We start from the raw sequence: 13,294 nt of genomic DNA, 5'->3' as shown, positions 1-13,294 counted from the left end.
GGGCGGTCGCGGGCTGCGGCGCGGCGCCGCCCGGGTGAGGATGGAGAGCATCAGCGGGCGGGCGCGCCAGAGCGCCGGACCGGCGACGCCGACCGAGGGAGCAGCCGTGACCACAGCGGGGGCATTCGCCGAGGGCGAGCCGGGAGCTCCCGATCTCGCCGGACTGCGCTGCCTGGTCACCGGGGCCACCGGCTACATCGGCGGGCGGCTGGTGCCGGTGCTGCTGGCCTCCGGCGCGTCGGTGCGCTGCCTGCTGCGCGACCCCGGGCGGCTGCGCGACCAGCCCTGGGCGTCCGAGGTGGAGCGGGTGCGGGGCGATGTGACCCGGCCGCCGAGCCTGGACGGCGCCTTCGACGGGGTGGACGTCGCCTACTACCTGGTGCACGCCCTGGGCACCGGCACGTCCTTCGAGCGCACCGACGCGGATGCCGCCCGGGCCTTCGCCGCCGCCGCGCGGGCGGCCGGTGTGCGCCGGATCGTCTACCTGGGCGGGCTGATCCCCGGGGGCGTCCCCGAGGCGGAGCTGTCCGCACACCTGCGCTCGCGCGCCGAGGTCGGGCGCATCCTGCGGGACAGCGGCGTGCCGACGACGGAGCTGCGCGCGGCGGTGGTGCTGGGGTCGGGCTCGGCGTCGTTCGAGATGCTGCGCTACCTGACCGAGCGGCTGCCGGTGATGGTCACGCCCAGCTGGGTGAACACCCGCATCCAGCCGATCGCCGTCCGCGACGTGCTGCGCTACCTGGTGGCCTCGGCGCTGATGCCGCCGGAGGTGAACCGCACCTTCGACATCGGCGGCCCGGACGTGCTGACCTACCGTCAGATGATGCTGCGCTACGCGGCGGTGGCGCAGCTGCGGCGGCGGGTGATCGTGCCGGTGCCGGTGCTGACGCCGTCCCTGTCCAGCCACTGGGTGGGACTGGTGACGCCGGTGCCGAGCGCCATCGCCCGGCCACTGGTGGAGTCGCTGCGGCACGAGGTGGTGTGCGCGGAGCACGACATCGCCCGGTACGCGCCCGACCCGCTGGGCGGCCTGATCGGCTTCGAGGACGCGGTGGCCCTGGCGCTGGCGCGGATCAGGCAGGCCCGGGTGGAGACCCGGTGGTCCTCGGCGACGCTGCCGGGCGCGCCCAGTGATCCGCTGCCCAGCGATCCGCAGTGGGCCGGCGGCAGCCTGTACCAGGACCTGCGGGAGCTGGCGGTGGACGCCTCGCCGCAGGCGCTGTGGGACGTGGTCGAGGGCATCGGCGGCGAGAACGGCTGGTACTCCTTCCCGCTGGCCTGGGCGGTGCGCGGCTGGATGGACCGGCTGGTCGGCGGGGTGGGGCTGCGGCGCGGCCGGCGCGACCAGACCCGGCTGCGGGTGGGCGACTCGCTGGACTTCTGGCGGGTGGAGGAGCTGGTGCCCGGGCGGCTGCTGCGGCTGCGGGCCGAGATGCGGCTGCCGGGGCTGGCCTGGCTGGAGCTGGGCGTCGATCCCGACGCGGACGGCGGCGCGCGCTACCGGCAGCTGGCCCTGTTCCATCCGCGCGGCCTGGCCGGGCACCTGTACTGGTGGAGCGTGGCCCCGTTCCACTCGGTGGTCTTCGGTGGCATGGCCCGCAACATCGCCGGAAAGGCGCGCGGGGACGGCTCGGGTGAGCGTGCCCGGGTCACCGTTCCGGGGTGAGCCGGGGTGACCGTGCCCGGGTGGGCGGCGGCCCGCCGCCCCCGGTCGGGGCGGCGGGCCGGGGCCTGGGGGCGCCGCCGTCTCAGAAGGAGCCGACGACCTTGCGCGGGGTGACCCGGACCACGACCCGCTCGGCGTCCTGACCGGCGGTCGGGTTGAAGTCGCGGTAGTCCTTGCCGGTGTACTTGCGCGAGAGCCGGTCGATCAGCTCCTGCCCGCCCTCGGTGCTGAGCGCGGCGGTGCCGCGCACCTCGGCGTAGCTGTAGGGGGCGTCGGACGGGTTGATCATCACCGTCACCCGCGGGTCGCGGCGCAGGTTCTGCTCCTTCCTGCGGTCCACCGTGGTGGAGATCAGCAGGTCGTCGCCGTCTCGGGTGAGCCAGGTGACGGACAGTTGGGGGCTGCCGTCAGGCTGGACGGTGGCCACGGTCGCAAAGACCTGGGAGTCGTCGATGAGCTTCTTCAGCTCGTCGGGGAGTACAGCTGACACAGTCTGCGCCTTTCCGGGAAAAACGGACACTGCCTGACAGAGCGTCACCCTAGCGCCCGGACCGGGCCCCAGGCCGCGTCCCGGGCCGGGGACACCAGCCGCGTCGGGCCGTCCGGCTACGCGGCCTCGGCCCGGCGGGCGCGGGCCGTGCGGCGGCGCAGCGAGCGCCGCTCCTCCTCCGACAGGCCGCCCCACACGCCGCTCTGCTCCCCGTCGGCGATGGCCAGCTCCAGGCAGGCGCGCTGCACGGGGCAGCGGCGGCAGACCGCCTTGGCCTTCTCCACCTGCACCAGGGCCGGGCCGGCGGTGCCCACCGGGAAGAACAGCTCGGGGTCCTGCTCCAGACATGCCGCGCGGTCGCGCCAGTTCATCACGCCTCCTCTGCGTTCGGTCCTCCTCGCCTACCCCCGAAGGGCCGAACCGCACGGGCAATCCGCGAACCGGCTGCGTACACTTCAGCCGGCCTACGGGGTGGGCCCTTTCTGGCAGCGCGGGCACCAGTAGGCGACCCGGTCCTGCGGGGGGTCGCCGAGCGAGGACGTCCGGATGGCGGTGCCGCAGCGGCGGCAGGGGCGGCGGGCGCGTCCGTAGACCCACAGCCGCCGGTCGGCCCGGGTGTCTCCGGTGGTGGCCCGGCCGCTGCGGGAGCGGTTGACCAGCAGCAGCCGGTGTGCCAGCCGGACCAGGCGTTCCAGGCCGGGGGTGTGCTCCACCGGCGTCCAGGGGGTGATCCCGGCCAGGAAGCACAGTTCGTTGGCGTACACATTGCCGATCCCGGCCAGATTGCGCTGATCGAGCAGGGCGAGGCCGATCTGGCGCTCGGGCCGGTCGAGGATCCGCCGCAGCGCCTCGGCCTGGTCCCAGTCGGGCCCCAGCAGGTCGGGCCCGAGGTGGCCGACGGCCCGGCCCTCGTCGGCGGTGCGCAGCAGCTCCACCACCGGGAGCCGGTAGCCGACGGCGGTGGCGTCGCGGTTGCCCAGCACGGCCCGGATCTGCCAGTCGGCGCCGCCGCTCCAGCGCTGCCCGGCCGGGTAGACCTGCCAGCGGCCCTCCATCCGCAGATGGGTGTGCAGGGTCCAACCGCCGTCCACCCTGGTCAGCAGGTGTTTGCCGCGGGGGACGACCTCCAGTACCGGGCGTCCGGTCAGGTCCGCCGTGGCATGGGCGGGCACCCGCAGGTCGGAGACGGTCAGCGGACGGCCCGCCAGCGCGTCGTGCAGCCGCTGGGCCGTCCGGTAGACCGAGTCGCCCTCGGGCATGCGTGTCCCCCGGGCTGCCGCTAGGCGGCGGTCTTGGGCGGGAGCGCCCGGCACCCGACCGGACGGCGGACGTCCTGGTGGGTGCTGGTGGCGAGCATCCGGACCTCGCCCCGGTCGCTGATCTCGGCGCGCACGATCCCGGTGGCGTCCGCGTACACAGGGTGGCCGCCGGGGCCCTTCACCTGGGTGCGCATCACGGTCACCACGTCCGGGTGGCCGCGTTCGGCGTCCGCCGCCAGGGGCGCGAAGGAGAGTTCGAATCCTTGAGGCGTTTGTGTGCTCATCGGTCCGCCACCTTACTCAGCGAGCGCAAGAATCCACTCGAATTCATTTACCCACTTTCCAGGAACTGCACCGCCGATCCTACCGTCCGGTCGGAATTCCGCTGACTGGGGCGGTTCACACCGCGCGCGCAGCGGCCTCCCGGTCCTGCTGGGCCTCGGCGAAGCGCTTGAACTCGCGCAGGTCCAGCTGGACCTTGTGAGCGACGAAGCCGAGCTTGTCGCCGAGGACGTCCAGCACGCCGTGCGGATCGATGTCCAGTTGCAGCATCACCTTGGTCTGCAGGCCGCCGAGCCGGTGGAAGGTGACCACACCGGACTGCGCGGCGCCGCTGACCGAGGTCCAGGCGATGCGCTCCCCGGGGATCTGCTCGGTGATCCGCGCCTCGAACTCGCGGTGGATGCCGTCCACGTTGGCAACCCAGTGCGTCAGCCCCTCGCTGACCCACTCCACGCTCTCCACGCCGCTCATGAAGCGCGGGAACTCCGGGAACCGGCTCCACAGATCGTAGACGGTGCTCAGCGGCGCCTGGACCTCAACCGATTCCTCTATCTGGGACATGCCGGCCTCCTCGGCTCGTCGAATGCTCGTCGTACAGCGCCTGCCCCGCCCTGCCCCGGCCCACTCCGACGTTTCGACCTGCGGAGCGCGGCAAGCAGCAGGGAGAAGGCTCCTGGGCAAGGGAGTTGCACCAACCCACCGCGACGGAAGGCACAACCATGGGCATCGGCGGCTGCATCATCGTGATAGCAGCGGGGGCCATTCTGACCTTCGGCGTCAACTGGCATCTGGCCGGGATGAACATCCACATCGTGGGCGTGATCCTGATGGTGGCCGGGCTGTTGGGGCTGGCCACCTACGCCCGCATCTACCGCAGCCGCGTCCCCGGCCGGGGCCTGGGCGCCGACGAGGTGGTCGAGGAGCGGCGGTACTACGACGCCCCGTGACCGGGGCAAGCGTTCAACTTCTGTACTCACCAAGGGTTGTGTGACCGCGTCTGGTCAAAGTCATTGACGCGGGGGTCGGGTGTCGCCACAGTGCTGGAGGCGCGCCGTGCACCCAAACCCCCCGTAGGTGACAGGAGTTGCCCGTGAGTCCAGGACGCGTACCCCGTCGACGCCTGCCGCTGCTGCTGGCCGGTTCTGTGCTGGCAGCCGCCTTCGGCTGGGCGCCGGGCTCGGCGCAGGCCGCGACGCCGGCCCCGGCAGCGGCCTCCACCGCCTGTCCGTGGGTCGGCTCGAACGCGCCGATCGCCCAGCGGGTGAGCGAGTTGACGGCCCGGATGACGACCGCACAGGAAGTGTCGATGGTGACCGGCTCCGGCGGGTCCAGCTATGTCGGGTTCACCCCGGCCATCGGCGCGCTGTGCATCCCGGCGATGAACCTGGAGGACGGCCCGGCCGGGGTCGGCGACGGCCTGTCCGGGGTGACCCAGCTGCCCGCCCCGGTGGACGTCGCATCCACCTGGGACACCGCCGCCGAGCAGGAGTTCGGCGGGCTGATCGGCGCGGAGCAGGCGGCCAAGGGCACCAGCGTCGACCTGGGGCCGACCATCAACATCGTCCGCGACCCGCGTTGGGGCCGGGCCTTCGAGAGCATCGGCGAGGACCCTTACCTCAACGGGCAGTTGGGCGCGGCCGACATCCGGGGCGTGCAGTCGACCGGGGTGATGGCCCAGGTCAAGCACTACGCGGTGTACAACCAGGAGACCAATCGCAACACCCCCTCGGACAACGCGGTGGTCAGCGACCGGACGATGCAGGAGATCTACCTGCCGGCCTTCCAGACGGCCGTGCAGCAGGGTGCGGCCTCGTCGGTGATGTGCTCGTACAGCACCATCAACGGCTCCCCCGCCTGCCAGAACCCGTACACCATGTCCACCGTGCTGCGGCAGCAGTTCGGTTTCACCGGTTTCACCACCTCCGACTGGGGGGCGACCAAGTCCACGGCCGCCTCCGTGCAGGCGGGCCTGGACCAGGACATGCCGGGCAGTGACGGCTACTACGGCAGCGCACTGCTGAGCGCGGTCAACGCCGGGACGGTGAGCCGGGCGTCGCTGAACGCACTGGTCTCGCCGATCCTGACGCAGATGTTCGCCTACGGGCTGTTCGACCGGCCGGCCGTCGGCTCCCCCGGGCAGACCGCGACCGGCGCCATCGACCAGGGTGACGCCGCCGCGCTGGCGGAGGAGGGCACGGTGCTGCTGAAGGACAGCGGCGGCGTGCTGCCGCTGGCCTCGTCGGTGAAGTCGGTCGCGGTGATCGGCACGGACGCGTCCAGCAGCCCGCTGACCGCAGGCGGCGGCAGCGCCGGGGTGAACTCCAGCGGCACGGTCACCCCGCTGCAGGGGATCACCGCCCGGGCCGGAAGCGGCGTCAGCGTGGCCTACAACGACGGTTCCTCGGACTCCTCGGCGGCGGCGCTGGCGGCGGCCTCGGGTGTGGCGGTCGTCTTCGTCGGCAACGACGAGTCCGAGGGCAGCGACCTCTCCTCGATCGACCTGTCCAGCGCGGACAACGCGCTGATCTCCGCCGTCGCGGCGGCCAACCCCGACACCGTGGTGGTGCTGAACACCGGCTCGGCGGTCACCATGCCCTGGCTGTCGCAGGTCAAGGGCGTGCTGGAGGCCTGGTACCCGGGCCAGGAGGACGGCACCGCCATCGCCTCGCTGCTGTTCGGCGACACCGACCCCTCCGGGCACCTCACCGTCACCTTCCCGACCTCGCTGGCGCAGGTCCCCGCCTCCACCGCCGCGCAGTGGCCCGGCACGGGCGGGACGGTGCAGTACTCCGAGGGCGTGGACGTCGGCTACCGGTGGTACGACGCCAACAAGCTGACGCCGCTGTTCCCCTTCGGCTACGGCCTGTCCTACACCACCTTCGGTTTCAGCAACCTCAAGGTCACCCCGCTGAGCGCGGGCGGCGCCGCCACGGTGACCGCGACCGTGACCAACACCGGCTCGGTGGCGGGCGCGGACGTGGCCCAGCTGTACGTCACCGATCCGGCCGCCTCCGGTGAGCCGCCCCGGCAGCTGGAGGGCTTCGCCCGGGTCAGCCTGAAGCCCGGCGCCAGCCAGACCGTCAGCTTCCCGCTGACCCAGAGCAACCTCCACTACTGGAACGCCGCCACCAACGCCTGGGCGACCAGCACCGGCGGCTACACCGTCGCCGTCGGCGACTCCGACGCCGACCTCCCGCTGACCGGCACGCTCACCGTGACCGCCGCGCAGCTGGGCACGCCGGTCAGCGTCGGCCAGGTCGCCCCGCAGGAGGGCCCGGTCGGCGCACCGGTGTCGGTCCCGGTCACCGCCGCCGACACCAGCGGCGGCCAGGCCCTGGCCTACACCGCCACCGGCCTGCCCGCCGGGGTGTCCGTCAATGCCGCCACCGGCGTGCTGTCCGGCGCCCCGACCACCCCCGGTACCACCACCGCGCGGGTCACCGCCACCGACGGCGCGGGCGCGCAGGCCGCCACCTCCTTCACCTGGACGGTGGTCCCGGCCGCCGACACCGTCGCCTCCACCCCCCTGGTCGGCTACCAGGGCCTGTGCCTGGACCTCACCGGGGACGCCAACGCCAACGGCACCAAGGTGGAGATCTACACCTGCAACGGCACCGACGGCCAGCAGTGGACCGTGGAGCCGGACGGCACCGTCCGCGCCGACGGCGGCTGCCTGGACGTCACCAGCGGCGGCACCGCCAACGGCTCACTGGTGGACCTGTACGCCTGCAACGGCACCGGCGCGCAGGTCTGGCAACCGCAGCCGGACGGGGCGCTGCTGAATCCGCAGTCGGGCAAGTGCCTGGACGACACCGGGGTGTCCACCACGCCCGGCACCCAGGTGCAGATCTGGTCCTGCAACGGCAACGCCAACCAGTCCTGGACCTCCCCCGCCGACGCCACCGGCGCGGTCACCGGCGTCCAGGGCCTGTGCCTGGACGTCGAGGGCGACCACAGCGCCGACGGCACCGGCGTGGACGCCTACAGCTGCAACGGCACCACCGCGCAGCAGTGGACCACCCAGACCGGCCACACGCTGCAGGCGCTGGGCAAGTGCCTGGACGTCACCAGCGCGGGCACCGCCGACGGCACCGCGGTGGACCTGTACACCTGCAACGGCACCGGCGCCCAGACCTGGTCGCCGCAGCCGGACGGGGAGCTGCTCAACCCGCAGTCCGGCAGGTGCCTGGAGGACCCGGGCTCCGGCCCTTCCGGGACCGGCCTGGTGATCGACGACTGCTCCGGCGCAGCCGACCAGCTCTGGACCCTGCCCTAGCGGGGGCCGCCGCGTGAGGGCGGGGCGTTTCGGGGAATGGGCACTCCATGACCGACCACGCACCCGCCCCCGCGGGCTACGACTGCGCCTTCGTCCTCGGCGGCGGCGGCTCCCTCGGAGCCCATGAAGTAGGCATGCTCCAGGCCCTGCTGGACGCCGGGATCCGGCCCGACCTGGTGCTCGGCACCTCGGTGGGCGCGATCAACGGCGCCCTGGTGGCCGCCGACCCCTCCCCCGCCTCGGTCGAACGGCTGAGCGAGCTGTGGCAGGGCATGGGCCGGGCCGGGGTGTTCGCCGGATCGCTGGCGGACCGCGTCGGGACGGCTGTCCGCAGCCGGACCCACCTCTACTCCAACGGCCCGCTGCGCGCCCTGCTGGAGGAGGACCTGGGCAAGCTGGCGTTCGAGGACCTCGCGGTGCCGTTCCAGTGCGTCGCCGCCTGCGTCGAACGCTCGGCCGAGCGCTGGTTCAGCAGCGGCCCGCTGGTCCCGGCGATCCTGGCCTCGTCGGCCGTGCCCGGGCTGCTGCCGCCGGTCCGGGTGGACGGCGAGCACTTCCTCGACGGCGGGCTGGTCAACAGCATCCCGGTGGGGCGGGCGGTGGCGCTCGGCGCGCGCACCGTCTACGTGCTCCAGGTCGGCCGGATCGAGCAGCCGCTGTCGGTCCCCCGGCGGCCCTGGGAGGTGGCCTCGGTCTGCTTCGAGATCGCCCGCAGGCACCGCTTCGCCCGCGACATGGACGACCTGCCGGACGACGTCACGGTGCACGTCCTGCCCACCGGCTCCGACCCGGACCAGCGGCTCAGCCCGGCCCGGCAGCTTCGCCACCGGGACTTCGGCTCCACCCGGGAGCGGATCGAGCGCGCCCACCGGGCCACCGCCGCCTACCTGGAGGCGCTCGGCCCGGACCGGTCGACGGACCCCCGGCGGTGAGCGCGGCCCGTTGGCGCACCCTCGCCCGCCGGCTCGTCAGCGTCCCGGCCCTGCTGGTGCTGGTGCCGGTGGCGGCGGCCCTGTTCGCGCTGTGCCTGCTGCTCACCGGCCCGGTGTCTCTGCTGCTGCGCGGCGCCTGGCGCCCGGTGCGACTGAGCGGCTACCTGCTGCTGTACGTGCTGGCGGAGCTGTTCGGGCTGGCGCTGTCGGCGGCGGACCTGTTCGGCCCGGCGGCCGCCCTGCAGGCCCGCTCCTACGCCCGGCTGGGCTCGTTGCTGGACCTGCTGTGCCGGGCGGCCGTGCCGGTGTTCGGGCTGCGCGTCGAACTGGACGAGCAGCGGCAGCCGCAGCAGGTGCCGGTCGACCGCCCGCTGCTGGTGCTGGCCCGGCACGCCGGGCCCGGCGACTCCTTCCTGCTGGTGCACGCCGCGATCACCTACGCGCGGCTGCGCCCGAGGATCGTGCTCAAGCAGGCGCTGCGCTGGGATCCCTGCCTGGACGTGCTGCTCGGCCGGGTGCCGCACTGCTTCGTGCCGCGCACCGCCGCCCCGCACCGCACCGCCGAAGCCATCGGCGGGCTGGTCGCGGACCTGGGCCCGGGTGACGCGCTGGTCATCTTCCCGAGGGCGGCAACTTCACCGAGCGCCGCAGGCAGCGGGCGATCCGCTGGTTGCGCCGCCACGGCCGTCGGCGCGAGGCGGCCCGGACCGAGCGGCTCACCCATGTGCTGCCACCCCGGACCGAGGGGACGCTGGCGGCCCTGGCGGCGGCGCCCGGGGCGGACGCGCTGTTCGTGGCCCACACCGGGCTGGACGACATGGTGTCGGCGGGCACGTTGTGGCGCGGCATCCCGCTGCGTCGGCCGGTGCGCGCCACTTGGTGGCTGGTCCCGGCCGAGGAGATCCCGGCCGGTCCGGAGCAGCAGGCCGAATGGCTGCGCACGCAGTGGGCCCGGGTCGACGGCTGGATCGCGGACCACGGCTGACCCGGACCACAGCTGACCCGGGCCGCATCCGGCCCGGGCCGCCGTGGGTCAGTCGGCGGCGAGCGGCGGGCGGGTCAGCACCAGGGTGCTGCGGGCCTCGAGCAGCACGGCGCCCTCCGCCTTGTGCTCGCTCTCGTCGCCGCCCCCAGCGGGTGCGGCGGTGTCCACCGCCACCGTCCAGGCGGTGCCGTAGGCGGCGCCCGGCAGAAGGAACTCCAGCGGCTCGTGGTGGCTGTTGAGCAGGATCAGGAAGGAGTCGTCGACGACGCGCTCCCCTCGGGGCCCGGGCTCGCTGATGGCCTCGCCGTTGAGGAAGACGGCGACCGCGCGCGCCTCGTCCCAGTCCCAGTTGCGGTCCTGCATGGGGTTGCCGTCGGGGCGGAACCAGGTCAGGTCCCCCAGCCCGTCCGGGCCGCCGGCGCCGCGGAAGAACCGCCGTCGGCGCAGGACGGGGTGGTCGCGGCGCAGCCGGACCAGCCGCCGGGTGAAGTCCAGCAGCTCCCGCCGTGCGTCGTCGAGGTCCCAGTCGACCCAGGAGAGCCCGTTGTCCTGGCAGTAGGCGTTGTTGTTGCCCTGCTGGGTCCGGCCGAGTTCGTCGCCGTGGGCGATCATCGGGACGCCCTGGGAGAGCAGCAGGGTGGTGAGCAGGTTGCGCTGCTGGCGGGCGCGCAGCTCCAGCACGGCCGGATCGCCGGTGTCGCCCTCCGCGCCGCAGTTCCAGGAGCGGTTGGCGCTCTCGCCGTCGCGGCCGTCCTCGCCGTTGGCCTCGTTGTGCTTGTCGTTGTACGAGACCAGGTCGCGCAGGGTGAAGCCGTCGTGCGCGGTGACGAAGTTGATGCTGGCCAGCGGGCGCCGCCGGTCGTGCTGGTAGAGGTCGGAGGAGCCGGAGAGCCGGGAGGCGAACTCCGGCAGGGTGGCCTCCTCGCCGCGCCAGAAGTCACGGACGGTGTCCCGGAACCTGCCGTTCCATTCGGTCCACAGCGGGGGGAAGTTCCCGACCTGGTAGCCGCCCTCCCCCAGGTCCCAGGGTTCGGCGATCAGCTTGACCCGGCTGACCACCGGGTCCTGCTGGACCAGGTCGAAGAAGGCCGACAGCCGGTCCACCTCGTGGAACTGCCGGGCCAGGGTGGCCGCCAGGTCGAAGCGGAAGCCGTCGACGTGCATCTCCTGGACCCAGTAGCGCAGCGAGTCCATGATCATCTGAAGGACCGCCGGATGCCGCATCAGCAGGCTGTTCCCGGTGCCGGTGGTGTCGTAGTAGTGCGCGGCGTCGCCGTCCACCAGCCGGTAGTAGGCGGCGTTGTCGATGCCCCGGAAGGACAGCGTCGGCCCCGCCTCATTGCCCTCGGCGGTGTGGTTGAACACCACGTCCAGGATGACCTCGATCCCGGCCGCGTGCAGTGCCTTCACCATGGACTTGAACTCGGCCACCTGGCTGCCCCGGGTGCCCGTGGCGGCATAGCCGTTGTGCGGGGCTAAGAAGCCGATGGTGCTGTAGCCCCAGTAGTTGGACAGGCCGCGCTCCTGCAGGAAGCCGTCCTGGGTGAACTGGTGCACCGGCATCAGCTCCACCGCGGTGACGCCGAGCGAGACCAGGTGCTCGACGACGGCCGGGTGCGCCATACCGGCGTAGGTGCCGCGGATCTCCTCGGGCAGCGCCGGGTGCAGCCGGGTCAGCCCGCGCACATGGGCCTCGTAGATCACCGTCTCGTGGTACGGGCGGTCCGGCGGGGTGTCGTCGCCCCAGTCGAAGGAGGTGTCCACCACCACCGACAGCGGGGTGTGCCCCAGGCTGTCGGCCGGATTGCGCTCCCCCGGCTTGTCGAACAGATGGCCGAAGAGTGAGGCGTCGCCGTCCGGTTGCCCCTCCACCGCCTTGGCGTACGGGTCCAGCAGCAGCTTGGCCGGATTGCAGCGGTGGCCCTGCTCCGGCCGGTAGGGGCCGTGCACCCGGTAGCCGTAGCGCTGACCCGGACCGACGCCGGGCAGGTAGGCGTGCCAGACGAAGTCGTCCACCTCGGTCAGGGCGACCAGCCGCTCGGTGCCGTCGTCGGCGACCAGCGAGAGCTCCACCTTCTCGGCGACCTCGGAGAACAGCGCGAAGTTGGTACCGGAGCCGTCGTACGCCGCTCCCAGCGGATACGGTCGTCCTGGCCAGATCTGCGTCGGAGTGTGCATCCGAGGACGTTAACCGCCGCCGCGCGCCCGCCCCCCGCCGCCACGCTCAGGGCCGCTCCGGTTTCGCCCCGGCGGCCCCCGCCACCCGGATCATGCCCAGGGCCCTGGGCAGGTCGCGCAGCGGGGCGGCCAGCGCCTCCAGCGCGGCCGGGAGCACCGCCAGGGGCAGCCGCCCGGCCCGCCGGACCTCCTCGGTCCAGCTCAGGAAGTCCGTCAGCACCCGCGGATCGTCCAGGTACAGCGCGACGGCCAGGAAGTCGACCAGGTGGACGACGTCCTCGCGGCTGCGCTCCAGCTCCTCGGCGGTGCAGCCGCCCAGCTCCGGCAGGCGCTCCCGCAGGGCGTCCATGGTCTGCTCGACCACCGCCCGGCGGGCCCGGCTGAGCAGGGTGTACTCCTGGTCGATCAGGTGCACCAGCGATCCGAGCGGGTCGCTCGGCCCGACCGCGGCGGAGCTGAGCCGGCCGCTCGCCAGCCGGTCGGCCGCAGCCGTCGCGGTGGGCGCCCAGGCGTCGGCGCCCAGCAGCCCGGCGTAGCGGCCGCCGGGCCCGAAGCCCGCGCCGCCGACCAGGACCGGCACCCCGGCCGCCTGGCAGGCGGTGATGGTGGCGTGCGCCGCGGGCATCCGGGTGGGCAGCGAGCAGGACAGCGCGACCACGTCCGGGCCGGTGGCGTGCAGGTGCGCGACGAGCTGGGCGGCCGGTACGTCGGCGCCGAGGAAGTCCACCGTCCAGCCGCGCAGCCGCAGCGTCTCGGCGACCAGCCGGGCCGGCAGGGCGTGCCACTCGCCGTCCACGCAGGCGACGGTGGCATGCCCGACGGCGGGCCGGGAGCGCGGCGACCCCCGGCCCGCCAGCACGGCCACTGCCCGGTCGCTGATCGCGGTGGCGGCGTGCTCGCGCGCCACCGTGAAGCGCCCGGCCGCCCACTCCAGGCCGACCCGGGCCTGGGCCGGGGCGATGACGTCCAGCAGGACCCGCTCCGGGCTCAGGCCGAAGCCCGCCGCGCGCTCCAGCACGCGCAGCGCCTGCTCCTCGTCGATGACGGCCACGGCCGCGAAGAACTGCCCGCTCAACGCGGGCGCGTCGGCGGCCTCGGGCGCACCGCCGCCGTCGGGCTGGTGGGTCACGTCGCACCTTTCACGGGCGGTGGCGCCCACGGGCACCCGGCCGGGAGTCGCCGTCGCGGATGGTCCGGTCCGCCGGAGCTGTCCGGGGGCGGTTCCG

Annotated in this window: 12 protein-coding genes; 5 read left to right on the top strand and 7 right to left on the bottom strand. The window is 73.7% G+C overall.

What is annotated here, in order from left to right:
* Positions 1–40: 40 nt before the first annotated feature.
* A complete protein-coding gene (locus GXW83_RS16725) occupies positions 41–1,666 on the top strand; it encodes an SDR family oxidoreductase (protein WP_182443858.1) in 1,626 nt (541 codons plus the stop codon).
* 82 nt (positions 1,667–1,748) lie between these two features.
* Here the strand turns inward: GXW83_RS16725 and GXW83_RS16720 are convergent, their stop codons facing one another.
* The 5 genes from GXW83_RS16720 to GXW83_RS16700 all read right to left on the bottom strand — a co-directional run bounded on the left by GXW83_RS16720 (position 1,749) and on the right by GXW83_RS16700 (position 4,258).
* Complete coding sequence (locus GXW83_RS16720; RefSeq protein ID WP_182443857.1) at positions 1,749–2,156, bottom strand: PPOX class F420-dependent oxidoreductase; 408 nt, start codon at positions 2,154–2,156, stop codon at positions 1,749–1,751.
* 116 nt (positions 2,157–2,272) lie between these two features.
* Complete coding sequence (locus GXW83_RS16715) at positions 2,273–2,527, bottom strand: WhiB family transcriptional regulator (protein ID WP_182443856.1); 255 nt, start codon at positions 2,525–2,527, stop codon at positions 2,273–2,275.
* A 93-nt stretch (positions 2,528–2,620) separates the two neighbouring features.
* Positions 2,621–3,415, bottom strand: a complete 795-nt coding sequence (locus GXW83_RS16710; RefSeq protein ID WP_182443855.1) for an Fpg/Nei family DNA glycosylase — start codon at positions 3,413–3,415, stop codon at positions 2,621–2,623.
* 20 nt (positions 3,416–3,435) lie between these two features.
* A complete protein-coding gene (locus tag GXW83_RS16705) occupies positions 3,436–3,699 on the bottom strand; it encodes a DUF6296 family protein (protein WP_225447040.1) in 264 nt (87 codons plus the stop codon).
* A gap of 115 nt (positions 3,700–3,814) precedes the next feature.
* Entirely contained in the window at positions 3,815–4,258 is a 444-nt protein-coding gene (locus GXW83_RS16700; RefSeq protein ID WP_182443854.1) for an SRPBCC family protein, read from the bottom strand.
* A 158-nt stretch (positions 4,259–4,416) separates the two neighbouring features.
* On the opposite strand from GXW83_RS16700, the gene GXW83_RS16695 reads away from it, so the two are divergent.
* From GXW83_RS16695 to GXW83_RS16680, 4 genes are all read left to right on the top strand, one after another.
* On the top strand, positions 4,417–4,644 hold the full coding sequence (locus tag GXW83_RS16695) for a hypothetical protein (protein ID WP_182443853.1): 228 nt from the start codon (positions 4,417–4,419) through the stop codon (positions 4,642–4,644).
* A gap of 143 nt (positions 4,645–4,787) precedes the next feature.
* A complete protein-coding gene (locus tag GXW83_RS16690; protein WP_225447039.1) occupies positions 4,788–7,973 on the top strand; it encodes a glycoside hydrolase family 3 C-terminal domain-containing protein in 3,186 nt (1,061 codons plus the stop codon).
* A gap of 47 nt (positions 7,974–8,020) precedes the next feature.
* Positions 8,021–8,905: a patatin-like phospholipase family protein gene (locus tag GXW83_RS16685; protein WP_182443852.1), complete on the top strand. Its 885-nt coding sequence runs from the start codon at positions 8,021–8,023 to the stop codon at positions 8,903–8,905.
* A complete protein-coding gene (locus tag GXW83_RS16680) occupies positions 8,902–9,906 on the top strand; it encodes a 1-acyl-sn-glycerol-3-phosphate acyltransferase (protein WP_182443851.1) in 1,005 nt (334 codons plus the stop codon). Before GXW83_RS16685 ends, GXW83_RS16680 begins: the two co-directional genes overlap by 4 nt.
* A gap of 32 nt (positions 9,907–9,938) precedes the next feature.
* Here the strand turns inward: GXW83_RS16680 and glgX are convergent, their stop codons facing one another.
* Together glgX and GXW83_RS16670 are read right to left on the bottom strand one after the other, a co-directional pair.
* Positions 9,939–12,068, bottom strand: a complete 2,130-nt coding sequence (gene glgX / locus GXW83_RS16675) for a glycogen debranching protein GlgX (protein WP_182443850.1) — start codon at positions 12,066–12,068, stop codon at positions 9,939–9,941.
* Between the two features lie 46 nt (positions 12,069–12,114).
* Positions 12,115–13,197, bottom strand: a complete 1,083-nt coding sequence (locus GXW83_RS16670; RefSeq protein WP_182443849.1) for a B12-binding domain-containing protein — start codon at positions 13,195–13,197, stop codon at positions 12,115–12,117.
* Positions 13,198–13,294 lie beyond the last annotated feature (97 nt).

The organism is Streptacidiphilus sp. PB12-B1b, from assembly GCF_014084125.1.
Lineage (GTDB): Bacteria > Actinomycetota > Actinomycetes > Streptomycetales > Streptomycetaceae > Streptacidiphilus.
This window is presented reverse-complemented; position numbering and strand designations above follow the sequence as displayed.